This window comes from Kitasatospora sp. YST-16 (assembly GCF_026802215.1).
Lineage (GTDB): Bacteria > Actinomycetota > Actinomycetes > Streptomycetales > Streptomycetaceae > Kitasatospora > Kitasatospora cineracea.
Window position 1 is genome coordinate 2,433,155 of the sequence record NZ_CP113837.1, and the last position, 24,928, is coordinate 2,458,082.

Sequence of the window (24,928 nt, forward strand, 5' to 3'; positions counted from 1 at the left end):
ACGCCCTCCGTCCTCCGCCGACTCCGGCCCGCCCAGTTCACCCGGGTGCCGGGGCCCGGGCACCCGGTGGGTTCTGTCCGGGTGACGCGCCGTCAGCGCGGCGGCGGCCGCGCCGCAGCCGGGGCCTGGTCAGGAAGCCCTCGGCCAGCGCGGTGGCCAGGCCGATCGCGGGCAGCTCGGAGGGCTTCTCGTACAGCACGTAGCGCGGCTCCCAGACCGGCCGGTAGCGGGCGTTCGCCCGGTACAGCGACTCCAGCTGCCACCAGCGGGACAGGAACCGCAGCACCCCGCGCCACAGCCGCAGCACCGGGCCCGCGCCCAGCCGCGGCTCGAACGCCTCGCGGAACATGGCGAAGTTCAGCGACACCCGGGCCGTCCCGAACTCCCCGGCGCGGAGCAGCAGTTCGGCGACGGTGTACTCGACCAGGCCGTTGTCGGACTCCCGGTCGCGGCGCATCAGGTCGAGCGAGAGGCCGTCCGCGCCCCAGGGGACGAAGGAGAGCAGCGCGGCCGTCCGCCCGGCCCCGTCGCGGCACTCGGCGAGCAGGCAGTCGCCGTCCGCGGGGTCGCCGAGCCGGCCCAGCGCCATCGAGAAGCCGCGTTCGGTGCGGCCGTGCCGCCAGGCGTCGGCGAGCCGGACCAGGTCGGCGAACTCCACGGCGGGGACGTCCCGGTGGCGGCGGACCACCACCGTGTACCCGGCCCGGGCCAGCCGGCGGCAGGTCTGCCGCAGGCCGCGCATCTCCCGGCCCTCCAGGGTGAAGCCGGCCGCGGCGACCACCGCCTCGTCGCCCAGGTGCAGGGCGCGCAGCCCGGCGGTCCGGACGTAGACGGTGCCGCCGCGCTCGCCGGCGCCGGTGACGGCGGGGATCCAGGCGTGCGCGCGGGCCCGGCGCAGCCACTCCTCGATCGCCTGCGGCCAGGCCTCCGGGTCGCCGACCGGGTCGCCGGAGGCCAGCGCCACCCCGTTGACCACCCGGTAGGCGACGGCGGCCTTGCCGCTGGGCGAGAAGCACACCGACTTGTCGCGGCGCAGCGCGAAGTAGCCGAGCGAGTCGCGTCCGCCGTGCCGCTCCAGCAGGGCGCGCAGCGCCCGTTCGTCCTCGGGGCCCTGTCCCTCGGCGCCGTGCGCGGAGCGCAGCAGGATCCGCAGGGTGAGCAGCAGCAGGGCGGTGGCCAGCAGGTTGAGGCCGAGGTCGACCCAGCCCGGCACGTCCACGTCGGTGACCCGGAGCACGCCGGAGACGGTGACCAGCCGCAGCACCGCGTACCGGGCGGCCTCGCCCCAGCCGGGCACCCCGTCGGTGTGCGCGAGCCGGACGGCGACGGCGCCCAGGCCGGTCAGCAGCGCGCCGCCGAGCAGCAGCACGGCGGCGGCCAGCGGCAGGTTGCCCCGCCCGCCGCGGACCCGGAACACCGGGCGGGCGGCCAGCAGGGCCAGCAGCAGCGCCAGGGTGAGGGCGGCGGAGACCCAGTTGAACGGGTGGGCGCGGTACTCGGGGAAGGCCAGCGCCAGGGCGTAGACGGCGGCGTGCACGGCGGTGACGGCCAGCGCGGCGATCCAGGCGGCCCGCTTGCGGCGGCGCAGCATCACCGCGAGCAGCCCGGTCAGCAGCGCGGTGGTGAAGCCGGAGGTGACCAGCACGGGGGTGAAGTACTCGCCCCGGTCGGCCCGTTCGACCTGGGCCCGGAACGGGGCGACCAGCGCGCCAAGCAGGTTCAGCAAGGTAGCGATCCGCAGGTACCAGCGGGCCGCCGCGGCGCAGCGCAGCCGCCAGCGCGCGGGCGGCCGCCCGGGCACCGGCTCGGCGGGCACCGAATCAACGGGCACCGGATCGACGGGCGCGGGCTCCGGCGCCGCGGCTTCCGGCGGGGCCTCCGGGTCGGCGTCGGGGGTGCCGGCCACCAGGTCGTACGCGGCGGTCTTGACGGCGACCAGGCGGCGGTGGATCCGGTCCTCGCGGCGCTCGGCGCGGGCCAGCCGGCGGGGGCGGGAGCGGTAGCGCCAGCGGGCCCACGGGCTGGCGGGGCGGGCGAGGCGGACGGCGCCGACCAGGGCCAGCGGCCAGAGCATGATGCCCAGCAGCCCGGTCCAGGTCTTGCCCTTGAGCAGGCTGACCACGACCAGCGCCAGCAGCACGGCCGCCCCGGCCAGGGTCGGCCCGTCGGGGTGCCGGGCGAAGCCGCCGAGCGGGAGTTCGCCGACCAGCAGCAGCCCGATCGCCGCGGCGGCCAGCATCACGGCGTCCACCGAGGTGCGGCCCTGGGTGGACCAGTAGACGTCCTTGAGGTGCAGCACCAGCGCGAACTCGTCCAGCACCAGGCCCGCGCCGACGCCGAACCCGAAGCCGAGCAGGTTCCACCAGTCGCCGCCGTCGCCGCGCACCGCGAACGCGGCGACCCCGCAGACCAGCAGCAGGGTCTGGCCGAACACCACGTGGTGGATGTGCAGCCCGCCCGGGGCCACGTTGCCCGGCCACCAGCGGACCCGGGCCCGGATCATCCGGGTGCTGAGCCGGATGAACAGGAACGACAGCACCAGGCCGAGCAGCAGCAGGAACAGCGGCTCCCGTCCGGTGTCGACGATCCGGTCGCGGTAGGCGTCGATCAGCGGCTGCCACATCGGCGGGTGCGACCTCCGTGTCTGCGGGTGCGTCGGGCGGCGGGGTGCGCCGGCGGGTGCATCGGGCGGGCTGGGTGCGTCGGACGGTACGGGCGGGCCGGGCCGTGCGCCGGTCGCCCTGACGTCCAGTCAACTCCCCGGCCCCGCCGCCGCCCCGGCCCGGTGCGCCGAACAGGTGAGCGTCCCGGCGTGGCGTCCCCCGGTCATCCGTACCGGGGGCGTGCTTACCGGCGCGGCGCCCGGACGCGTGCCATGCTGAGGCCGACTCCCCCGGACGACGCATCTCTCCATTTCATCTGATGGACCGTTCATCCGGCCGGTGACTTCCCCTGACTCCCTGGTGAACGGATGTGAGACATGGACGCCCTCTCCCGCAGGACGCTGCTGGCCGCCGGTGCGGCGACCGCCGCCACCCTGGCCGCCGGCTGCGCCAGCACCTCCGGGAGCGGGGGCTCCGCCCCGCCCGCGCAGGCCGACGGCCTCGCCGCGAACGGCAGCCCCAGCGCCGTCCCCAAGCCCCCCGCCACCCTGATCGGCGACGGCTCCACCTCCGACACCGGCCCGCAGCCCCACCAGCCGCAGGCCGTCCCGCTGGAGGCCGGCCAGCGGCCCCCGCAGTTCGTGGTCTTCTCCTGGGACGGCGCCGGCGAGCTCGACAACCAGCTGTTCAGCCGGTTCCGGAAGCTCGCCAAGGAACACGACGCCACCATGACCTTCTTCCTCAGCGGCATCTACACCCTGCCCGAGTCGAAGAAGACCCTGTACCACCCCCCGCAGCACTCGATCGGCGCCTCCGACATCGGCTACCTCAGCGACCAGCACATCCGCGCCACCATCGAGCAGGTCAGCGCCGCCTGGCTGGACGGCCACGAGATCGGCACCCACTTCAACGGCCACTTCTGCGGCGCCAACGGCGGCGGCAAGTGGTCCCCCGAGGACTGGGACAGCGAGATCCAGCAGGCCATGGACTTCGTCATGAACTGGCGCACCAACACCGGCAACACCGAGCTCCCCGCGCTGCCCTTCGACTACCGCAAGGAGCTGATCGGCGGCCGCACCCCCTGTCTGGAGGGCCAGCGCGGCCTGCTCCCCACCGCCGTCAAGCGCGGCTGGAAGTACGACAGCTCGGGCCCCGGCGGCCTGCAGATGTGGCCGCAGAAGTTCGCCGGCGGCGCGCTGTGGGACATGCCGCTGCAGTCCATCCCGTTCCCCGGGCACACCTTCCAGGTGCTCTCGATGGACTACAACATCATGTACAACCAGTCCGGCGACAACACCAAGGGCGACCCCGGCAAGCAGGCGTTCTGGCAGACCCAGGCCCGCGACTCGTACCTGGCCGGCTTCGACCGCGCCTACAACGGCAACCGGGCGCCGTTCATCATCGGCAACCACTTCGAGCAGTGGAACGGCGGCATCTACATGAACGCCGTCGAGGAGACCCTCAAGCAGATCGCCGACAAGCCCGAGGTCCGGATGGTCTCCTTCCGGCAGCTCGTCGAATGGCTGGAGGCCCAGGACCCGGCGGTGCTCAAGAAGCTCCAGGCCCTCCCCCCGGGCCAGGCCCCGAAGGAGGGCTGGAACGCCTACCTCGGCGGGTCCGGCACCCCGGCCAAGGGCGCGGCCTCCCCGTCCGTCCCGGCGGTGGCGGGCGGCAAGTAGCCCCCGGCCCCACCCCCGGCCCTCGGCTCCACCCCGGCCCCCGGCTCCACCCCGGCCCCCGGCTCCGGCCGGGCCGCGCTCCCCGCCCGGGCGCGGCCCGGCCGGAGCCGTCCGTCAGGCCGCGGCCTTCGCCGTCGCCCGCCCCGACAGGACCGCGCCGACCAGCGCGACCGCCGGCATGGTCAGGAACACCGCGGCGAACGCCCCCGCCGGCAGCGCCCCGCCGTCCGCCGCCGCGCCCACCGCGCCGCCGCCCAGGGCCGCGAACAGGACGCCCGCCAGGCCGGTCAGCAGGACGTTGCCCAGCGCGTCGCTGAGCTGCAGGGCCGCCGAGTTGCCGCCGGTCTCCTCCGGCTCGGACAGCTTCATCATCAGCACGCTGATGCTGGCGATCGCCAGGCCCATCCCGGCGCCGCCGACCGCCCAGAACACCGCCGTCACCCACACCGGCACCGCCGGGAACAGCACCAGCGCCGCCCCGCCGACCGCCACCGCCGTCGCCACGAAACCGGCCCGGATCAGCGCCGCCCGGTGCCGGTCCGCACCCGGCCGCCCCTGCAGCCAGGACCCGAACGCCCAGGACAGCCCGCCCGGCGCCAGCGTCAGGCCCGCCATCGTTACCGACAGCCCGCGCTGGGTCTGCATCATCAGCGGGATGAACAGCTCCGACGCGAAGAACGCGCCCGCCGCGACCCCGCGCAGCAGCATCACCGTCGGCAGCCCGCGCGCCGCCCGCAGCGTGCCGCGCGGCAGCAGCCGCAGCACCGCCGGGCCCATCAGCACGAGCCCGGCCACGGCCGGCAGCGGCGCCCAGGCGTCCAGCCGCTGGCCCGCGTACTGCAGCAGCGCCGCACCGACCGCGACCATCGCCGCGTCCCGGGTGCGCCGCCAGTCGTACCGGCCCGCCCGCACCGGCGGCTGGGACCGCTCCGAGCGGCGCAGCGCCGGCCCCATCACCGCGAGCGGCAGCAGCACCAGCACCGGTACCGCGAGGAACACCCAGCGCCAGCCGAGGTGCTGGGTGACCGCGCCGGAGATCACCGGGCCGAGGATCGAGGGCAGCACCCAGGCCGCCGAGAACGCCGCGAACACCGACGGCCGCAGCCGCTCCGGGAACGCCCGGCCGACCACCACGTACAGCGCGACGATCACCAGCCCGCCGCCCAGGCCCTGGACCGCCCGGCCCGCGACGAACATCCACATGTTCACCGCCGTGCCGGCCGTCACCAGCCCGGCGGCGAACACCGCGATGCCGCTGAACAGCGGGGCGACCGGGCCGCGGCGGTCGCACCACTGCCCGGAGACCACCATCGCCAGCAGGGTGGTGGTGAAGTACCCGGAGAACGCGAAGGCGTACAGGCCGATGCCGTCGAGCTGCTGGGCGGCCGTCGGCATCGCGGTGTTCACCGCCGTCGCCTCGAAGGCCAGCAGCAGCACCACCGACACGATACCGAGGGTCAGCGCCCGCCAGGGGCCGCTGAGCACTCCGCCGGTGCCGTCGTCGCCGGGGAGGAGGGGATGCGGGGGCGCTGCCGTTTCGGCCTGGGAGGTGCTGGTCACCTCGACATGGTAAGTGCCGTTGCGGCAGTTTGATCCTGACCTGCGGTCGGAACCGGACTCCGCCCCGCGGCCTAGGACCTCCCCCGCCGCACCGGGGCGGGCATCGCCGCAGGCAGTACGGGCATCGGCGCAGGCAGTGCGGGCAGTACAGGTGATGGAGGCATCAGTGCAGCGCCTTGAGTCCGACCACCCCGGACAGGATCAGCACCAGGCAGGTGATCCGGGCCGCGCTCACCGCGTCCCCCATCGCCACCATCCCGTACACCGCGGTGCCCACCGCGCCGATGCCGACCCACACCGCGTACCCCGTCCCCAGCGGGATCGACCGCATCGCGTACGCCAGCCCGCCCATCGACAGCGCCAGCGCGACCGCGAACACGACGCTCGGCACCAGCCGCGAGAACCCCTTGGACGCCTCCAGTGCCACCGCCCACACGGTCTCCAGCACTCCGGCCACGATCAGAACCACCCAAGCCATGACGACGGACTCCTCCGCAGTAGTCGAACCACCTACCGCGCCGTCTTGTCGTGCCGGGTACGACGCACCTCGTCCGGGACGCGCCGCGAACGGCCGCCTCACCACCGAAGGTAGCACAGCGGCGAAACACGGAATTCATGAAAGGACATTGACTCCGCCCCGCCGCCGCCCGCTATAGTGAATTCACCGGACCGCAGGAAGCATCCGGTGCAGCCCCACACAGTCCGGCACGGTCCGGCACACGACAGGAGAAGGCGATGAACAGGAAGACGGCGGCCCTCGCAGCGCCCCGCACCTGTGCCTCCTGTCCCGGCTGCGCCCGCTCCTGTCGCCGCGGCCACCGCTGCCGCTGTTGCGCCTGATCCGCAACTCCCCTGTGCCGAAGGCGTCCTGACGTCTGCGCGGGCCCGATCGCGCCGTTCGCGGCACCGTTCCAGCACCGTTCGCACCACCCCCCATGACCATGTGCCCGAGTGGCTGAGGGAACCGCCTGCAAAGCGGTTTACACGGGTTCGATTCCCGTCATGGTCTCCATTCCACCCCGGCGGAATTCACCGGGCGCCCGCCATTCTCGGCCGGTCGCCCGGTGAATTCCGCCGCCATTTCCATTTCCCCTTTTCGATTTTCGCTTCCCCGGTTCCCGCCCCGCCGTCCGGAAACTCCCGGGCGGCGCCGGCCGTTGTCCCGGGCATGGCCTCCAGCGACGGCACCGTGCCGCGGATCGAACCCTGCGGCAAACGCATCCGCACCTACCTCGGCGGGCTGGCGGTGGCCGACACCACCCGCGCCCTGCTGGTCTGGGAACGCCCCCGCCACCCCGTCCACTACTTCCCGACCGCCGACGTCCGCACCGACCTGCTCACCCCCACCGACCGGGTCTCCAGCCGCCCCCTGCTCGGCACCGCCCGGGTCTTCGACCTCACCGCGAACGGCCGCACCGCCGAGCACGCCGTCCGCCAGTACCCCGACGCCCCCGCCGGGGCGCTCCGCGACCACCTGCGCTTCGACTGGGCGGCGATGGACGCCTGGTACGAGGAGGACGAGCAGGTCTTCACCCACGCCCGCTCCCCGTACACTCGGATCGACATCCTGGCCTCCTCCCGCACCGTCCGGGTCGAACTCGACGGCACCCTGCTGGCGCTCTCCCGCTCCCCGCGCCTGCTCTTCGAGACCGGCCTGCCCGTCCGCTGCTACCTCGCCCCCACCGACCTGGTCCTCCCGCTCTTCGAACCGGGCACCCGCACCACCCACTGCCCCTACAAGGGCGCCGCCGACCACCTCTCCGTCCGCCTCGGCGACACCCTCCACCCGAACATCGCCTGGACGTACCCCACCCCGTTCGCCGAGTCCCAGAAGATCGCCGGCCTGGTCGCCTTCTACGACGACCGGGTCACCCTCCACCTCGACTGACCACCCCGCGCGCACAACGGCGGCGGGCGCCGGCAACGGTCCCCAGGACCACCGCCGACGCCCGCCGCATCCCCGTTCGACTACTCGATGACGCCGGGGTTGGCCTCGCCACCGCGCCAGGTGTCCTCGTCCTCGACCAGGTAGTCGGGACGGTGCCCCTGGTTCTTCTTCTTGCTGCCGCCGCTGCCCGAGCCGCCGTGCATCCCGGCCGCGCCCGCCTGCCCGGCACGCCCCTTCCCGATGCCCGAACCGCCCTCGGTGAACGCCCGTCCACCGGCACCGCCGGCCTTCGCACCACCGACCGTGCCACCGGCCTTGCGCACCAGGCCGCTGCCGCCCTTGCCACCGGCAGCACCACCCCGCGCACCACCGGCGCCACCGCCGTGCATGCCGCCCATCCCGCCGGCTCCCGCAGCCCCGCGGGCACCACCGGCACCCGAGCCACCGGCCCCCGCAGCACCGGCACCGGCACCGGCACCACGGCCGGCACCTCCGGCACCCGAGCCACCGGACACCCGGCTGCCACCGGCCCCGCCGGCACCCGACAGCCCACCGCCGCCGGACACCCGGCCACCACCGCCGAGACCACCGCCACCGGGCAGGTAACCGCCACCGCCGACACCCGGCACGTAACCACCGCCACCGGACCCGCCGACACCACCGCCACCACCACTCGGCAGCGTCCCCACCCCACCGGGCAGCCCACCACCGGACCCCGGCGGCGTCCCCACCACAGGCGGCGGGTCAACCCCCAGGATCCCGGTCGAAGGCGGCAGCGGCGTAGGCGTGAACGTCGGCGGAGTGAACGGCGGCAACGTACCCCCAGGAGGCAACGTCCCCCCCGGCGGAACCACCGGCTGCACCGGATGCACCGGCTGCGTCGGATGCGGCACCCCGGGCAGCCCCGTCGTCGGAGGCTGCTGCGGCTCCTGCGGCGGCACCCCGCTCGGGTACTTCGGGTTGGGCAGGCTCGGCGGGGTGTGGCCGGGCGGCAGAACCGTGGTGGGCGGGTCCGGCGGGAACTTCTGCCCGGGCTCCGAGATGCTGGGCTGACCGGCGTCCATGTACGCCGCAGCCTGGGTGTACTGCGGGCCCAGGTGCTCCATCACACCGATCGCGTACTGGTGCGCGACCTCGGTGGCGGACAGGTCGTGCGCGTTCTTGTTGACCGCGTCGATCCGGTTCATGCCCGACGCGAGGTCACGCTTGAACCCCTCGTCCGAACTGGCGAAGCCGTCGCTCAAGGTCTTGCCGACCCGGTCCATGAAGCTAGGGACCTTGATCTGCGACATGGTCGACTTGGTCTGCTCGAGCGCGGTCGCCGCGTAGTTCATCGCCACGGACGTGTTCTGCGCGTGCGCGGCGGTGCTGACCATGCCCTGCTGGATCTGCCCGCCCTTGGTGGCGAAGCCCTGCGAGGCCGCGCCGGTCCAGTTCGCGGTGGCGTGCTCGATCGCCGCCTGCAGGTCCGCGGCGGCCTGCGTCAGCTCCTCGTGGACGTTCTGCCAGTGCTGACCGACTTCCTTGATCCGCCCGGGATTCGAGCCGGACACCATGTTCTTGAGCGGGATCAGGGCGTAGCTGTCGAACTGCGTCCTCTCGGCCATCTCTGACTCACCCCGCCTGAATCTGGTTCATGGTTGTCTGACCGTCGTCCTCACGACCCACGTAGCGGTCGTGGACGATCTGGGTCTTGTCGCCGTACTCGTTGATGAGCGCGTCGATGGACGAGATCGTCTGGGTCAGGAACGCCTGCATGTTCCCGTGCGCGCTGTACAGTGCCCGGGCCTCGACGAAGTCACCGCCGAAGGCATCCTGGGTGATGTCGGTCTTGTACTTGGTGTTGGTCCCGCAGGTGCTGATGTTCTGCTGGAGGGCCCGCAGTCGTTTGACGACTGCCTCCAGCTCTGCAGGGTTGACGCTGTATCCGTCGGACACGAGGCCCTCTCCCCCTGGAGTGTCGAAACTTCCCCGTGGTAGCACTCTGACTGACGGGTTGTCTCAGTCAGAGCGTTCGATCGTATCGCGTTTGGACGGCGCGCTAACACACCGTCAACGCGATTGGTTCCCGTCCTGGTACGGGTTGTTATAAGGCGGCTGCTGCGGCGGGTAGCCGTACGGCGGCGGGGGCTGCTGCCCGGGCTGGCCGTACTGCTGCTGTGCCGGGCCCCACCCTGGCGGGGTCCCGTACTGAGCAGGAGCGCCGACCTGGGCCTGGAACCCCTGCGAACGGTTCCGCTTCCGGCTGCTTGCCACGGCAATCGCAACGACCACGATGAGCAGCACGACCAGAGCACCACAGATGCCCAGGATCAGAGGCAACGACGACGACCCCGACGAAGACTGCTGAATACCCGTCACAGCACCGGGAGAATCAAGTCCGCCCGTACTCGCGTCACCGTTGCCCGCGCCTGTCGATGCCTGGGAGCCGGCGGACGGAGCAGCGGCACCGGCAGCGAGCGGCCCCTGTGCGGATCCGGCGGGAACGTCCTTGGTGAGCGCCGCGTACGGCTGGACGATTCCGTATCCGTAATGGGCATCCGGCAGTTGGGCGGCACCGGCAGGAGCTGCAGCCGTCTTCACCAGACGGTTGGCCACCTGCCCCGGTGTGAGGTCCGGGTACTTGGCGAACACCAGGGCCGCAGCAGCGGAAACGTAGGCGGTCGAGTCCGAAGTGCCGTCGGCCTTGCAGTACTGGCCCTGGCAGGAACCGAGCCCCTCCACACCGGCCATCACCATGTCGGCGCCCGGTGCCGTCAGCATGACCTCCGGGCCGTAGTTCGACTTCGCCCAGACCTTCTGGCTCTTGTCCACGGCACCGACCGCCAGCACCCCGGGAATGTTCGCCGGGGTGCGGACCGGGCCGGCGTCGTTTCCGGAGCCGGCCACGATCAGCACCTTGTGCTGGAGCGCGTAGGACACCGCATCGGCGAAGCCGTCCTCCACCCCTCGGGGCGTGACCTGAGAGATGTTGATGACCTTGGCACCGTGGTCGACCGCCCACTTGATGCCCTGCGGCATGGCATCGCTGGTCGTCGTCGTCGTTCCCCGGTAGATCGGCAGGATCTTGGCTCCGGGCGCAAGGCCGAGTATGCCCTCACCATTGCCGTGCCCGTGCCCGGCGATCAGGCTCGCCATGCCCGTCCCGTGCTCCTCGGTCGGCTTGGCGTCCCACCCATGACCACTCGGGTCGTATCCCGGCAGCACGGACCCCGCCAAGTCGGGATGGTTCGCATCGACCCCGGAGTCGATCACCGCGACGATCACACCATCGCCTTTGCTGACCGACCACACCTTGTCCAGGTTGAAGTACGAGTTGGCCCACTGCGCATCCCGCACCTGGTCCGCCGACGCCATCGGGGCGGCGCTGAACAGCAACGCTCCCGTCAGTGTCGTCGCGCCGAGCACGCGCATGGCTTTGGTCAGCGTCATCAGTACCCCGTCAGTCGATTGACAGCCCGTTCGTTCTCGCAGCGCCCCCGGAACGCAGGACGGTCCGATCCTATCGTCCGTCGCTCGCCCGGACAGGGGCCTCCCACGACAGGTCTGTCACGTTTCACCACCACCTGGCTACTGCCAGCCGCCGCCCTGGTAAGGCCCTTGATAGGGCGCCTGCTGCTGCGGATACCCGGCGGGGGCGGTGTAGGGCGGCCGGCCGGCGCCCGGTTGATGTTGACAGGGCAGCGGTTCGACTCGCCTGAGCTTCCGGTTGCTCGCCACTGCCGCCGCCATGATTACCGCGATCAGGAGTGCCACCGCGCCGCCACCGAAGCCTGCGATCAGTTGTAGGGGTTCTGCTGCGGAGGGTACTGCGGCGGAGCAGCCTGGTTCCCGTACGGCTGTGGAGGCATTGGTTGTCCCTGACCGCTGTACTGCTGGGGAGCCGGAGGCCATCGAGGAGCAGCACCGTACGGCGGGTGGCCAGGCGGTGGCACCGAGGCGGCACGACGACGACTCGCTGCCACGACGATCACGATGACGACCACCAGTACGACGGCCCCGCCAACGACCGCGACCAGAGCTCCGGTTCCCACGCCGGAGCTCGCAGAGCTCCCGCCGGACACCGAGTGAAGAGGCGGCAGGGTGCCGGCCGGACTTGCCCCTGCGCCGCCCGCAGCCGCGGAAGAAGTCGACGAGGGTTCCGAAGTCGCTCCGAAGGCACCACCGAGCGGGCCCTGTGGCGGACCTGCGGGAATGTCCTTGGTTAGGGCTTCGTACAACGCCAAGATCCCGTACCCGTAACGCGAGTCAGGCACCTTCGCACCCTGCAGCGAAGCAGGCACCTGCACCGTCTTGACCAACCGGCTGGCCACCTGACCAGCCGTCAGTTCAGGGTACTTCGCACGGAGAAGGGCCGCCGCACCGGAGACGTACGCGGTCGCTTCGGACGTGCCGTCACCAATGCAGTACTTTCCGCCCGCACAGGCGATGACGATGTCCACACCGGGGGCTGCGATCTTCACCTCGGGGCCGGAATTCGCCCGAGGCCAGATCGCACCGGACTTGTCGACGGCGCTCACAGCGAGCACCCCGGGCTCATTGCCGGGGCTGTCCACGGTCTTGAGGGATTCGTTGCCCGCCGCCCCCACGATGAGCACGTCGTTCTTTGCCGCATAGGCGACCGCCTCTGTCAGAGCAGAGCGCGAACCTGCTTTCGCGTCACTCCCCAGGGAAAGGTTGATGACCTTGGCGCCATGGTCGACCGCCCACTTGATGTCTTCGGGAAGAGCGCTGGTCCCGTCCGCTTTCCCCTTGTAGATGGGGAGGATCTTCGCGCTCGGCGCAAGGCCGACCACGCCGTCTCCGCTTCCGTGGCCGTGCGCCGCGATGATTCCCGCGATCGAGGTGCCGTGATCATCCGTGGGATTCGTGTTGAGGCCTTGACCACCCGGGTCGTAGCCGGGCAGCACCGAACCCGCGAGGTCCGGGTGCGAGGCGTCAACGCCCGAGTCGATCACCGCGACAATCACGCCGTCGCCCTTGCTGACCGCCCACACCTTGTCCAGGTTGAAGTACGAGTTCACCCACTGCCCGTCCCGAACCTGGTCCGCCGACGCCACCGGCGCCCCCGAGAACAGCATGCCCGCTGTCAAAGCGGTCGTACCGAGCGCACCTGTCAGTCTGGCCAGCCTCATCAAACACCCGTCAGTAGACAGCCCGTTCGTTCTCGCAGCGCCCCCGGAACACAGGACGGTCCGATCGTATCGTCCGCCACCCGCCCTGGCACTGGCCTCCCGTGGCAGGGCCACTACATTTCCTCGGCTACCGACCGCCGCCCTGGTAAGGCCCCTGATAGGGCGCCTGCTGCTGCGGATACCCCGGTGGCGGCCCGTACGGTTGCTGCGCGTACTGCTGCGGCGGCGCGGGCGGCCAGCCCGGCGGGGCGGTGTGGGGCGGCGGGACGGGGCCCGGTTGGTAGGGCAGCGGTTGGGCCCGCCTGCGCTTCCGGCTGCTCGCCACTGCCGCCACGACGATCACCACGATCAGGAGCGCCACCGCGCCGCCGCCGATGCCCGCGATCAGCGGCAACGACAGGCCGGACGACGGCTGTTGGATGCCCTGTACAGCCGGATCGGAGCGATGCCCGTCCGGGCCTTGGCCAGTGCTGTCCGTGGCTGCGGTGTCGGCGGAGGCTGCTAGTGGTCCTTGGGCGGGGCCGGGCGGGATGTCCTTGGTCAGGGCTTCGTAGGGATGGATGGTGCCGTACCCGTAGCGGGCGTCGGGTAGTTGGGAGACACCGGCGGGGACCGTGGCAGTCTTCACCAGGCGATTGGCCACCTGCCCTGGCGTGAGATCCGGATATTTGGCGAACACCAGGGCCGCCGCGGCAGAGACATAAGCGGTGGCAACCGAAGTCCCGTCGCCGATGCAGTACGGGTTCCGGCAGGAGCCGACCGTCTCGGGGGCGGCCGTCACAATGCCGACACCGGGTGCCGTCAGCATGAGCTCGGGACCGTAGTTCGACTTCCCCCAGATCTTCTGGTTCTTGTCCACGGCACCGACCGCCAACACACCTGGAGTGTTCGCCGGGGTGCGGACCGCGCCGGCGTTGTTACCGGAACCGGCCACGACCAGCACCTTGTGCTGGAGGGCGTAGGACACCGCCTCGACGAAGTCTTCCGGCCCACTCGTGGTCGTGACCTGGGAGATGTTGATGACCTTGGCACCGTGGTCGACTGCCCACTCGATGCCCTGCGGCATCGTGTTGCCTTCCCCCCGGTAGACCGGCAGGATCTTGGCACCGGGCGCGAGGCCGACCACGCCCTCGCCGTTGCCGTGCCCGTGACCGGCGATCAGACTCGCCATGCCCGTCCCGTGCTCGCTGGTCGGCTTGATCTCCCGGCCCTGGCCCCCCGGGTCATAGCCCGGCAGTAACGACCCGGTCAGATCCGGGTGACTGGCCTTGACCCCGGTGTCGATCACCGCGACGGTCACCCCGTCGCCCTTGCTGACCGACCACACCTTGTCCAGCCCGAAGTACGAGTTCGCCCACTGCCCGTCCCGCACCTGGTCCGCCGACGCCGCCGGCGCGGTCGGCAGGGTGCCGAGCAGGATGCCTGCGGTCAGGGCGGCCGTGCCCAGTGTTCGCGTGATTCGGCTGTGCGTCATGCGTGTCCCCACCCCCCGGTCGGTGTCCCGGCCCGGGTTGTGGGGGCTGGGACGGGGGGATCGTATCGTTCACGCACTGCTGGTGGGGAAAGGGCTGGTGGGGGTGGGTCGGGGGCTGTGCTATGAATGGCGCGTCGTTCGTCCAGGGGGGTCTCTTGACGCATCCGCCGCAGTCCGGTGGGCCGGTGCCGGGGCAGCAGTCGTTTCCGGGGCAGTCGGGGCCGGTGTACCCGCCGCCGCCGTACCAGCAGTACCAGGATCAGCAGTACCGGCCGCCGTACCCCTACCCGTACCCGTACCCGCCGCAGCCGCCGCGGCGGGGTGCGCGGGTGCTGGCGTGGCTGGGGATCGGGGTGGTGCTGCTGGTGGTGGCGGCCGCGGTGGGTGGGACGGCGTACCTGCAGGTGCACCGGAAGCGGCCGACGACGCCCGCGTACGTGGTGGAGCAGGAGAACTGGCGCAAGGTCGCGGACGGGTTGACGCGGGCGCTGGCGGCGAAGGACGAGGAGGCGTTCGTCCGGCCGTTCGCGGCGGGGGCGGTGAAGGACCGGCAGCGGCTGGTGTTCCGGAACCTGCTCAAGGTGCCGTGGGAGACGGCGCGTTGGGAGGTGTCCACGTCGCCGTTGAACGGGCAGTTGCGGGTGGACTTCGTGCACCAGGTGAAGGACGTGGACAACCTGCCGATCGCCGAGGAGTACGGGTGGCAGGTGCTGCCGGTGGGGTCGGGCACGGAGGTGATAACCGGGGTCGGGGCGGTGAAGGACCACCAGGGCAAGAGCCTGGACACGGGGTACTACCCGGCGCCGTGGGACGTGTACGACGACCTGTCGGTGCGGGTGCGCGACCACCTGGTGGCGATGGCGGACAAGGGCCAGGAGGGCGAACTGGACCGGGACGTGGACGTGCTGGCCCGGGCCGCGGGCGACGACCTGTCGGCCTGGCGGCAGTTCGCGCCGGCGCCGGCCGGCGAACGGCGGGGCGCGCAGGGGTTCTTCGTGGTGCTGGAGAAGAACCGGGAGGTCTACAACAAGCTGTACCAGGGCGACGGGAAGCAGGACGACAGCCTGGAGGCCGGCGTCAACATGCCGGTGGTGGCGGCCGACGCGCCGGGCCGCAACGGTGCGGACGGGATGACGGTCGGCAGCAGCCGGATCGTGATGGACACCACCGACAGCCGGTTCACCGGCTCGCACTGGCAGGAGGGCGTGACGGACATCGGCCGGCACGAGATGGCGCACGCGATCGTCGCCACGCTGCTGTCGGAGCGTCCGACGGCCGCCGGCAAGGGGCAGCCGCACGACTGGGTGGCGGAGGGTTTCGCCGAGTTCATGGCGCTGCGCGGCAAGGACTCGCTGGCCCGCGAGGAGTTGGCCGACGACCTGCGCGAGGTGGAGTTCGACGGCCGGCTGCCGGGCGAGGAGGGCGAGTTCTACGCGGACACCGCCGAGGCCCGGTCCGCGAACTACGCGCTGAGCGGCGACGCGGTGCGGTACCTGGCGGCGACGTACGGGGAGGCCAAGGTGTTCGCCTTCGTCGCCGCGCACTACGCCAAGCCGAGCGGGTACGCGGAGGAGCTGGCCGCGGCGACCGGCCAGAGCGGCGACGCGTTCCAGACGGCCTGGGCGGAGCACGTCCGCGCCGCGACGTCGGCGACCAAGAGCAAGAGCAAAACCAAGACCGACCAGAAGCGCTGAAGCCCCGCCCGAACGGGCGGGGCCACCGGACCGATCAGGCCCGCGCCAGGCCCGTCGTCGGACCGAGCAGCCCCCAGCAGCCCCGTCAGGCCGGCACCGTGGCGTCCTCCGGCAGGATCGGCAGCCGTCCGACCGGCAGCCCGGTCGCGGCGCGGACCGCGGCGGCGACCGCGGCGGGCGCGACCACGGCGGGCACCGCGCTGACGGCCTTGGCGCCGAACGGGGCGACCACGTCGCGCTCCTCCAGCAGGGCGGCGATCCGGACGTCGGGGGTGTCGAGCGCGGTGGGGAGCCGGTAGCCGGTGAGCGAGGCGTTGACGGGGACGCCGCCCTCGGTGCGCAGGTTCTCCAGCAGGGCGAGTCCGACGCCCTGGGCGACGGCGCCCTCGATCCGGTCCTCGATCTGCCGGGGATTGAGGGCCCGGCCGACCTCCTGGGCGACGGTGACGTCGACGACCCGGACGGCGCCGAGTTCGATGTCGACGTCCACGACGGCGCGCATCGCGCAGAACGCGATGGAGACGAAGGCGTCGCCCTGCCCGGTCTCGGGGTCGAGCGGCTCGGTGGGGTGCGGCCGGCACTGGGCGGTGGCCCAGAGCTCGCGGCCCTCCAGGGCCTCGCTGACCGGCATGCCGAGCACGCCGTCATACGAGGTGATCTTCCCGTCGGTGATGGTGAGCAGTTCGACGGACATGCCGAAGTCGGCGGCGATCGGCTGCAGCATCTGGTGGCGGACCATCAGCGCGGCCCGCTCGACGGCGCCGCCGGAGACCCAGGTGTGCCGGCTGCGGGCGGCGGGCCCGGCCGCGGACTGGTCGGAGTCGACGGGCGCGATGTACACCTCGCTGACGCCGAGCACGGACTGGACGATCTGCCGGGCCAGGGTGGCGAAGCCCTGGCCGGAGTCGACGGCCGCGCAGATCACGGTGGCGTGGTCGCCGGAGACCCGGACGGTCGCGGTGGCGACCTCGTCCTCGCCCTCGGCGCCGAGCATGTGCACCATGCCCACCGCGTAGCCGATGCCGCGCCGCACCGCGGCGGGGTCGCCCGCGCCGCCGGGGCCGCCGGGCAGCAGCCAGTCGGCCTCCGGGTCGTCGAGCGGGAGGGCGGGCAGCGGGGAGGCGTCGAGCGCGTCGAGCAGGGCCTCGACGGGGGCGGGGCAGGTGACGGCCTGTCCGGTGGGCAGCGGGTCGCCGGTGGTCATGGCGTTGCGGCGGCGGATCTCCACCGGGTCGACGCCGAGCTGCCGGGCGAGCTGGTCGAGCTGCGACTCGTAGGCGAAGCAGGTCTGCAGGGCGCCCTCGCCGCGCATCCGGCCGGCCGGCGGGTTGTTGGTGCGCACCGCCCAGGCGTCGACGAAGACGTTGGGGCAGGTGTAGGGGCCGACCGAGAAGGCGACGGCGGCGGCCAGCGCCTCGGCGGAGACGTCGGCGTAGGCGCCGCCGTCGAGCAGGATCTGCGCCTCGACCTTGACCAGCCGGCCCTCGGCGTCGGCGTGGTGGCGGTAGCGCAGCAGGGCGGGGTGCCGGGTGTTGTGGGCCTGGAAGGACTCGGCGCGGGTGAGGGCCATCTTGACCGGCCGTCCGGTGCGCAGCGCGAGCAGCGCGAGGGTGACCTGGAAGGAGAGGTCCTCGCGGTCGCCGGTGGCGCCGGGGACGCCGGTGACGACCAGGCGGACCCGGTCGGGGTCGAGGCCGAGGCGGGCGGCGGTGCGGTCGCGGTCGCCGTGCGGGTCGGTGGAGGACAGGTGCAGTTCGACGCCGCCGTCGGGGCGGGGCACGGCGAGGCCGGCCTCGGCGCCGATCGGGGCCGGGTCCTGCCGGCCGACCTGGTAGAGGCCCTCGACGACGATCTCGCCGACCGCGTCGGGGTCGCCGGTGCGCAGCGGCAGGTGCCGGAACAGGTTGCCGTCGGGGTGCAGCGGGGCGGCGTGGAAGGCGGCCTCGGGGTCGGTGACGGGTTCCAGCACCTCGTACTCGACCAGGATCGCGGCGGCGGCCAGCCGGGCGGTGTCGGGGTGGTCGGCGGCGACGGCGGCGACGGCCTCGCCGTGGTGGCGCACGACGCCGGCGGCGAGCACGGGGCGGTCGGCGGCGAGCGGTCCGTCGGGGGCGCCGTCCGGGGTGCCGTCCGGTCCGCCGGGGAGGTCGGCGGCGGTGACCACGGCGTGCACGCCGGGGACGGCGAGCGCGGGGGCGGTGTCGACCGAAACGATCCGGGCGTGCGGGTGCGGGGAGCGCAGCACGGCGCCCCAGAGCAGCCCCTCGGCCCACAGGTCGGCGGCGTAGGGGTAGATGCCGAGGGCCTTGGGGAGGGCGTCGGTGCGCAGCGGGGAGGTGCCGAGGCCGGTGGTGCCGGTCTCGTGGTCCGCGGGGGCGGCCGCCGGGAGCTCGGTGGCGGAGGTCATGCGTTCTCGTCCTCGGGGAGGCGGATGCCGTGGGCGGGGGTGGCGTCGTGGCCGGGGTACGGGGTGCCGTAGCCGTCGGTGCCGTAGCCGTCGGTGGCGTAGACGGTGCCGTCGTAGGGGCCCGCGTCGTGGTACGTGGTGGTGCCGAACGGGTCGGTGCCGCCCGCGGCGAAGGCATCGCCCGCGGCGAAGGCATCGGGAGCGGGGAAGCCGCCGGGGGCCGCGTAGGCGTCGGGGGCCGCGTAGGCGTCGGGGGCCGCGTAGGCGTCGGGGGCCGCGTAGGCGTCGGTGCCGGTCCAGGAGCCCGGGACGGCGGTGCCGTGCGGCGGGGTGGGCGGGTAGGCGTAGCCGCCGGCCCGCAGGGTGTCGTCGTCCTGCGCGACGGGGGGCTGCGGCGGGGCCGGCTGGTCGGCCTCGTGCCAGATCTCGGAGTCGGCGTACAGCGGGAGTTCGCCGCCCGGGTCGGGGTGCGGCGGTTCGGCGGCGGCCGGGGGGGCGTGCTCGGCGGCCGGGCCTGCGGCGGCGGCCTGTTCGGCGGCTTCGAGCTCGGCTTCCAGGGCGGCTTCGCGGGCGTCGGCGACGGCCTGGACGGCGGCGAGCGCGCCGCGGTAGCCGGTGCAGCGGCACAGGTTGCCGCAGAGCGCCTGGCGGGCCTCGACCTCGCCGGGGCGGTGGTTGCGCTGCAGCAGGTCGTGGACGGCCATGGCGAGGCCGGGGGTGCAGTAGCCGCACTGGACGGCGCCGGAGTCGGCGAGCGCCTGCTGGACGTCGCTGGCGCCGCCCGCGCCGGACAGGCCCTCGACGGTGTTGATCTCGCTGTCCGCGGCGAGCGCGGCGGGCACCAGGCAGCCGTTGACCAGCTGGCCGTCGACCTGGATCGAGCAGGCCCCGCACTCGCCCTGTTCGCAGCCGTCCTTGGCGCCGGCCAGGCCGAGCCGCTCGCGCAGCACGTACAGCAGGCTCTCGCCGATCCAGGCGTCGGTGACGGGCCGTTCGACGCCGTTGACGCGCAGCGCGTACGAGGCGGTGGGGCGCACGTCGCCGGTGAGCGCCCCGGGGTGGTTCAGCAGTTCGTCCGTCACTTGAGCGCCCTTCCCAGTGCCCGGCGGGCCAGCACCGCCACGGTACGCCGCAGGCGGGTCGCTGCCGAGCCCGCCCCCTCTCCGTGCGGCCCGCCCTCGGGGACGCACGCTCCGGCCACGTACTCGCCGAACGCGGCGAGCGCGGCGGGGTCGATCAGGACCGCGCCCTCGGCGCCGCGGGCGTCCCAGTCGATGCAGCCGGCCACCCAGCTCTCGGCCTCCAGCGGCCGCAGCGGGACGGGGGCGACGGCGCCGACGGCGCAGCGCACGCCGCGCCGGGCGGGGTCGAGGACCAGGGCGACGGAGGCGGCGGCGCGGGCCGGGCCGCTGCGGCCGGTGGACTTGAGGAACACCTGGGGGGCGTGCAGCAGCGGGACCCGCACCCAGGTGAGCAGTTCGCCGGGGCGCAGCGGGTCGAGTCCGGTGAGCAGGTGGCTGATCGGCACGTCGCGGACGCTGCCGGCCCGGGCGAGGGTGGCGGTGGCTTCGAGGGCGGCGAGCACCGGGAGGGTGTCGCCGGCCGGGTCGCCGGTGGCGACGTTGCCGCCGAGGGTGCCGACGTTGCGCACCTGCGGGGGTCCGGCGGTGCGGGCGGCGTCGGCGAGGGCGGGGATGAGGGCGGCGAAGTCGGGGCGGTCCATCCGGGCGTGGGTGAGTCCGGCGCCGAGGACGGCGGTGCCGCCATCCTCGTAGCGCCAGCCGCGCAGTTCGGTGATCCGGCCGAGTCCGATCAGGGCGGCGGGCCGCAGCCGCCCGGCGTTGACGGCCTCCATCAGGTCGGTGGCGCCCGCCACCGGCACCGCCCCGGGGGTCGCGGCCAGCGCTTCGACCGCCTCGTCCACCGAGGCCGGCAACATGATCGTCCGGTTCACCAGGTTCCCACCGTGCTCCATTTGCAGTGCGGACTGCCGCCCGTAGGGTACGGGCGATCGGTGCGGGTTGGGCAACTCTGGCACACAAAGACCGCTGATCATTTCCCGGGTGGCGGACAGGTCCGAACAACTCGGGACAACTCCGGACGCGGCCGCGATCAGGTCGTGTCCCGGGTGATCGGTTGTTCACCTGGTCATGACGACCGGGCCTCGCCCGGAGTTCCCTCCTCCTGACTCTCCGTCACCGGGCCCGCGGGCTCACGGGGCGGTGTTCTCGCCGGACGGTCCGGGCTTCCCGGCCAGCGGGCGGCCGACGATGCCGGGCTTGCGCTGCCAGGGGCGCGGGCCCTCGGGGCGGCGGTACTCGATGCCGAGCGCGTCCAGCCGCGGGTAGTGGCCGGCCATCCGGCGCTCGAAGCCCGCCCAGTCGCGCGCGGCCGGGTCGCGCGGCAGGTCGGACCAGGCGACCTCGGCGAACGCGGCCAGCCGCGGGAACGCCTTGTAGTCGACGTCCCGGCCGGTGTCCATGAACTCGGTCCAGATGTTCGCCTGGGTCCCGATGACGTGCGCGGCGGCGTCCCCGTCGAGCTGCGGCGGGACGGGCTCGAAGCGGTAGACGTCCTCCAGCGTGCGCACCCAGCCGACCGGGACCGGCTCGTCCTCGCCGTCGGCCTGCCGGTGGTCGAGGTACACGTGCTGCTCGGGGCACATCACCACGTCGTGCCCGGCGTTCGCGGCGGCGATCCCGCCGTCGTAACCGCGCCACGAGGAGACGGCCGCGCCGGGGGCCAGCCCGCCCTCCAGGATCTCGTCCCAGCCGATCAGCCGGCGGCCGCGCTCGGCCAGCCAGCGGTCGAAGTGCCGGATGATGTGGCTCTGCAGCTCGAACTCGTCCTCGAGGCCGAGTTCGGCGATCCGGGCCTGTGCGGCCGGGGACCGCTTCCACTGGTCCTTGGGGCACTCGTCCCCGCCGAGGTGCACGAAGGTGGAGGGGAAGATCTCCAGCACCTCCTCCAGCACGTGCTCGTAGAACCGCAGGGTGGCCTCGGAGGGGTTCAGGATGTTCTCGCTGACGCCCCAGTCGGTCCAGGTGCCGAGCGCGGCGGTGTCGACCACGTCGGTGTTGCCGAGCTCGGGGTACGCGGCGACGGCGGCCTGGTTGTGGCCGGGCAGGTCGACCTCGGGGACGACGGTGATGTGCCGGGCGGCCGCGTACGCGACGATCTCGCGCAGGTCGTCCTGGGTGTAGTAGCCGCCGTGCGGCTGGTCGTCGTGCCGCTTGCCGGCCCGGTAGCCGACCATCGAGCGCTCGCGCCAGCCGCCGACCTCGGTGAGCTTCGGGTAGCGCTTGACCTCGATCCGCCAGCCCTGGTCGTCGGTCAGGTGGAAGTGCAGGACGTTGAGCTTGTGCGCGGCGAGCTGGTCGATGAAGCGCAGCACGCCGGCCTTGGGCATGAAGTGCCGGGAGACGTCCAGCATGGCGCCGCGCCAGCCGAACCGGGGCGCGTCGCGGACCTCCACCGCGGGCACCGTCCAGCTCGCGCCGGGCAGCGGAGCGCTGCGGTACGCGGCGGGGCCGAGCAGCTGGCGCAGGGTCTGCGCGGCGTGCGCCAGGCCCGCGGCGCTGCCGCCGGTGAGCCGGACGGCGTCGGCCGCAGCGCTCAGCCGGTACTCCTCGGCGCCGAGTTCCGGGTCGAGCGCCAGCACCAGGTCGCCGTCCTGCCCGGCGGCGGCCGGGTCCAGGTCGAAGCCGGTGGCGGCGGACAGCTCGGCGCGCAGCCGGCGGGCGGCGGCTCCGGTGCCCGGGGCGGCGGCGATCCGGGAGCCGGCGTGCAGGACGAAGGGCGGGGCGTCGGTGCGGGCCTGGACGTGCGACGGGGCAGGGATGAGGTCCATGGGCCTCATCCTGCCCCGGACCACCCCGATTGGCATAGACCAGTCGGGAGGTATCTGCGCAGGTCGTCCGCGGTCAGTCCTTCTTGTCGTCCCCGCCGGGGTTGTTCAGCCCGTCGAAGATCTCCTTGCACATCGGACAGACCGGGTACTTCTTCGGGTCGCGCCCGGGCACCCAGACCTTGCCGCACAGCGCCACCACGGGGGACCCGGAGAGCGCGCTCTCCATGATCTTGTCCTTCTGGACGTAGTGGGCGAAGCGCTCGTGGTCGCCGTCCCCGTGCGAAGTCTGCGGGACGGGCTCGACCAGGGTGCCGGTGCCGAGACCGCGCTCGGGCTCAAGAGTGCTCATGGGTGCCAAGTCTATGGGGGCCGCCCGGAACCGGGCCACCACGTGCGCGGGCTCCGGGCTCAGTTCAGCAGCGGGTCGTCGGGGTAGGTGGCGAGCATCGCCAGCGGCCCGCGCTGGCGGCGCAGCACCTCCCGCCAGAGCCGGTCCGGCTCGGCGCAGGAGACGTCGCCCGCCTCGCAGTCGACCGGGTGCCAGGCGCCCTCGGCGATCTCCTCCTCCAGTTGCCCGGGCGACCAGCCCGAGTAGCCGGCGAACACCCGCATCCCGCCGAGCACCCCGGCCAGCACCTCGGGCGGCGCCTCCAGGTCGACCAGGCCGATCGCGCCGTGCACCCGGCGCCAGCCGAGCGGGTCGGCGCCGTGCTGCTCCTCGCCGGGGACGACGGCCACCGCCAGCGCGGAGTCCAGGGCCACCGGGCCGCCCTGGAAGAGCACCGCCGGGTCGCCCGCCAGCGGCGCCCAGCCGTCCAGCACGGCGGCCACGTCCACCGGGGTGGGCCGGTTGAGCACCACCCCGAGCGCCCCCTGGGCGTCGTGGTCGAGCAGCAGGACCACCGACCTGGCGAAGTTCGGGTCGGTCAGCACGGGCGTCGCCACGAGCAGTCGCCCGGTGAGCGAGGGGGCCGCTTCCATGTCTGACATCATGCCCCCGACCGGCCGTCCCCGGACACCCGGCGACCCGCTCCGCGGGGCCGCCGGACCGGCCCTCGACGGGCCACCCGTCCGGCCCAGTGGCGGTGCCGTGGAGTCCCCCCTACAGCATGATCACCATTAGGGCACACCGGAACCAATCGCCCACCCCCTACCATCTAGTGGTGGTGAAGGGCCCTTCCCCCAACTCCGCAGCCGAAAACCTCCTGCGCACCCGGATTGCGAGAACGATGACCGACGACGTCCTGCTGGTCCACGGCGGAAACCCGCTCGAAGGCGAGATCCAGATCCGCGGCGCCAAGAACCTGGTCCCCAAGGCCATGGTCGCCGCGCTGCTCGGCCAGGGCCCCAGCAGACTGCGCAACGTCCCGGACATCCGGGACGTCAAGGTCGTCCGCGGCCTGCTGCAGCTGCACGGGGTCACCGTCCGCACCGGCGACGAGGACGGCGAGCTGATCCTCGACCCGTCGCACGTGGAGTCCGCCAACGTCGCGGACATCGACGCGCACGCCGGCTCCTCGCGGATCCCGATCCTGTTCTGCGGTCCGCTGCTGCACCGGCTCGGGCACGCGTTCATCCCGGGCCTCGGCGGCTGCGACATCGGCGGCCGGCCGGTCGACTTCCACTTCGAGGTGCTGCGCCAGTTCGGCGCGACCATCGAGAAGCACCCGCAGGGCACCTACCTGGTGGCCGCCCAGCGACTGCGCGGCACCAAGATCGAGCTGCCCTACCCGTCGGTCGGCGCGACCGAGCAGGTACTGCTGACCGCGGTGCTCGCCGAGGGCGTCACCGAGCTGCGCAACGCCGCGATCGAGCCGGAGATCGTCGACCTGATCTGCGTGCTGCAGAAGATGGGCGCGATCATCTCGCTGGGCACCGACCGCACCATCCTGGTGACCGGTGTGGACGAGCTGGACGGCTACACCCACCGGGCGCTGCCGGACCGCCTGGAGGCGGCCTCCTGGGCGTGCGCGGCGCTGGCCACCAAGGGCGACATCTACGTCCGGGGCGCCGAGCAGATCCCGATGATGACCTTCCTGAACACCTTCCGGAAGGTCGGCGGCGCCTACGAGATCGACGACGCGGGCATCCGGTTCTGGCACCCGGGCGGCGAGCTCAAGGCGATCGCCCTGGAGACCGACGTGCACCCGGGCTTCCAGACCGACTGGCAGCAGCCGCTGGTGGTGGCGCTGACCCAGGCCACCGGCCTGTCGATCGTGCACGAGACGGTGTACGAGTCGCGGCTGGGCTTCACCGGGGCGCTGAACCAGATGGGCGCGCACATCCAGCTGTACAGCGAGTGCCTGGGCGGCACCCCGTGCCGGTTCGGGGCGCGCAACTTCAAGCACTCCGCGGTGGTCTCCGGCCCGTCCAAGCTGATGGGCGGCGAGCTGGTCATCCCCGACCTGCGCGGCGGCTTCTCGTACCTGATCGCGGCGCTGGCCGCCGAGGGCACCTCCACGGTGCACGGCATCGACCTGATCAACCGCGGCTACGAGAACTTCATGGACAAGCTGCGCGACCTGGGCGCGCACATCGAGCTGCCCTCGGGCTCCGAGGTGTCCGAGGTCCTGCTGACCGCCTGAGCGCGGCGCGCGGGAAAGCCGGTGGCCCGGACCCCCGAGGGGTCCGGGCCACC

The 24,928-nt window shown here is 73.0% G+C and carries 18 protein-coding genes, 1 tRNA gene and 1 riboswitch; of the genes, 5 read left to right on the plus strand and 14 right to left on the minus strand.

The window, feature by feature from the left end:
- Window positions 1-37: 37 nt before the first annotated feature.
- Window positions 38-2,623, minus strand: coding sequence for a phosphatidylglycerol lysyltransferase domain-containing protein (locus OU787_RS11020; RefSeq protein ID WP_268659225.1), 2,586 nt, complete (start codon window positions 2,621-2,623; stop codon window positions 38-40).
- A gap of 357 nt (window positions 2,624-2,980) precedes the next feature.
- Between OU787_RS11020 and OU787_RS11025 the strand changes: the two genes are divergently transcribed.
- Window positions 2,981-4,282 (plus strand): hypothetical protein, encoded by a 1,302-nt coding sequence (locus tag OU787_RS11025; RefSeq protein ID WP_030459627.1) that lies wholly within the window; start codon window positions 2,981-2,983, stop codon window positions 4,280-4,282.
- 114 nt (window positions 4,283-4,396) lie between these two features.
- Here the strand turns inward: OU787_RS11025 and OU787_RS11030 are convergent, their stop codons facing one another.
- Both OU787_RS11030 and OU787_RS11035 read right to left on the minus strand, forming a co-directional pair.
- Window positions 4,397-5,842 carry an MFS transporter gene (locus OU787_RS11030; RefSeq protein ID WP_268659226.1) on the minus strand — a complete coding sequence of 482 codons (1,446 nt, stop codon included), beginning with the start codon at window positions 5,840-5,842 and terminating at the stop codon, window positions 4,397-4,399.
- Between the two features lie 163 nt (window positions 5,843-6,005).
- Window positions 6,006-6,320, minus strand: coding sequence for a DMT family transporter (locus OU787_RS11035; RefSeq protein WP_030459625.1), 315 nt, complete (start codon window positions 6,318-6,320; stop codon window positions 6,006-6,008).
- Window positions 6,321-6,354: 34 nt separating this feature from the next.
- A riboswitch (guanidine-III (ykkC-III) riboswitch) is annotated at window positions 6,355-6,422 on the minus strand.
- Window positions 6,423-6,779: 357 nt separating this feature from the next.
- Between OU787_RS11035 and OU787_RS11040 the strand changes: the two genes are divergently transcribed.
- Both OU787_RS11040 and OU787_RS11045 read left to right on the plus strand, forming a co-directional pair.
- A tRNA-Cys gene (locus tag OU787_RS11040) sits at window positions 6,780-6,854 on the plus strand.
- A gap of 156 nt (window positions 6,855-7,010) precedes the next feature.
- The gene (locus OU787_RS11045; protein ID WP_030459624.1) at window positions 7,011-7,730 is read left to right on the plus strand and encodes a DUF427 domain-containing protein; all 720 of its coding nucleotides are present in this window, start codon (window positions 7,011-7,013) and stop codon (window positions 7,728-7,730) included.
- Window positions 7,731-7,810: 80 nt separating this feature from the next.
- Here the strand turns inward: OU787_RS11045 and OU787_RS11050 are convergent, their stop codons facing one another.
- The 5 genes from OU787_RS11050 to OU787_RS11070 form a co-directional block, all read right to left on the minus strand.
- Window positions 7,811-9,337 carry a WXG100 family type VII secretion target gene (locus OU787_RS11050; protein ID WP_268659227.1) on the minus strand — a complete coding sequence of 509 codons (1,527 nt, stop codon included), beginning with the start codon at window positions 9,335-9,337 and terminating at the stop codon, window positions 7,811-7,813.
- A gap of 7 nt (window positions 9,338-9,344) precedes the next feature.
- A complete protein-coding gene (locus OU787_RS11055) occupies window positions 9,345-9,668 on the minus strand; it encodes a hypothetical protein (RefSeq protein ID WP_030459622.1) in 324 nt (107 codons plus the stop codon).
- Window positions 9,669-9,782: 114 nt separating this feature from the next.
- Complete coding sequence (locus OU787_RS11060; protein WP_268659228.1) at window positions 9,783-11,162, minus strand: S8 family serine peptidase; 1,380 nt, start codon at window positions 11,160-11,162, stop codon at window positions 9,783-9,785.
- 347 nt (window positions 11,163-11,509) lie between these two features.
- Window positions 11,510-12,811, minus strand: coding sequence for a S8 family serine peptidase (locus tag OU787_RS11065; RefSeq protein ID WP_268659229.1), 1,302 nt, complete (start codon window positions 12,809-12,811; stop codon window positions 11,510-11,512).
- 181 nt (window positions 12,812-12,992) lie between these two features.
- Window positions 12,993-14,339: a S8 family serine peptidase gene (locus OU787_RS11070; RefSeq protein WP_268659230.1), complete on the minus strand. Its 1,347-nt coding sequence runs from the start codon at window positions 14,337-14,339 to the stop codon at window positions 12,993-12,995.
- Between the two features lie 185 nt (window positions 14,340-14,524).
- On the opposite strand from OU787_RS11070, the gene OU787_RS11075 reads away from it, so the two are divergent.
- Window positions 14,525-16,033: a hypothetical protein gene (locus OU787_RS11075; protein WP_268659231.1), complete on the plus strand. Its 1,509-nt coding sequence runs from the start codon at window positions 14,525-14,527 to the stop codon at window positions 16,031-16,033.
- A gap of 85 nt (window positions 16,034-16,118) precedes the next feature.
- Here the strand turns inward: OU787_RS11075 and OU787_RS11080 are convergent, their stop codons facing one another.
- The 6 genes from OU787_RS11080 to OU787_RS11105 all read right to left on the minus strand — a co-directional run bounded on the left by OU787_RS11080 (window position 16,119) and on the right by OU787_RS11105 (window position 23,280).
- Window positions 16,119-18,440 carry a xanthine dehydrogenase family protein molybdopterin-binding subunit gene (locus OU787_RS11080; RefSeq protein ID WP_030459618.1) on the minus strand — a complete coding sequence of 774 codons (2,322 nt, stop codon included), beginning with the start codon at window positions 18,438-18,440 and terminating at the stop codon, window positions 16,119-16,121.
- Window positions 18,437-19,522: a (2Fe-2S)-binding protein gene (locus OU787_RS34800; protein WP_442788453.1), complete on the minus strand. Its 1,086-nt coding sequence runs from the start codon at window positions 19,520-19,522 to the stop codon at window positions 18,437-18,439. The genes OU787_RS11080 and OU787_RS34800 overlap by 4 nt, the downstream gene beginning before the upstream one ends.
- Entirely contained in the window at window positions 19,519-20,415 is an 897-nt protein-coding gene (locus OU787_RS11090) for an FAD binding domain-containing protein (RefSeq protein ID WP_030459616.1), read from the minus strand. The genes OU787_RS34800 and OU787_RS11090 overlap by 4 nt, the downstream gene beginning before the upstream one ends.
- Before the next feature lie 237 nt (window positions 20,416-20,652).
- The gene (locus tag OU787_RS11095) at window positions 20,653-22,290 is read right to left on the minus strand and encodes a beta-N-acetylhexosaminidase (protein ID WP_268659232.1); all 1,638 of its coding nucleotides are present in this window, start codon (window positions 22,288-22,290) and stop codon (window positions 20,653-20,655) included.
- Window positions 22,291-22,363: 73 nt separating this feature from the next.
- Window positions 22,364-22,639 (minus strand): DUF3039 domain-containing protein, encoded by a 276-nt coding sequence (locus tag OU787_RS11100; RefSeq protein WP_030459614.1) that lies wholly within the window; start codon window positions 22,637-22,639, stop codon window positions 22,364-22,366.
- Window positions 22,640-22,698: 59 nt separating this feature from the next.
- Window positions 22,699-23,280 carry a YqgE/AlgH family protein gene (locus tag OU787_RS11105; RefSeq protein ID WP_030459613.1) on the minus strand — a complete coding sequence of 194 codons (582 nt, stop codon included), beginning with the start codon at window positions 23,278-23,280 and terminating at the stop codon, window positions 22,699-22,701.
- Between the two features lie 239 nt (window positions 23,281-23,519).
- On the opposite strand from OU787_RS11105, the gene murA reads away from it, so the two are divergent.
- Window positions 23,520-24,875: a UDP-N-acetylglucosamine 1-carboxyvinyltransferase gene (gene murA, locus OU787_RS11110; protein ID WP_030459612.1), complete on the plus strand. Its 1,356-nt coding sequence runs from the start codon at window positions 23,520-23,522 to the stop codon at window positions 24,873-24,875.
- The last annotated feature ends 53 nt before the right edge of the window (window positions 24,876-24,928 follow it).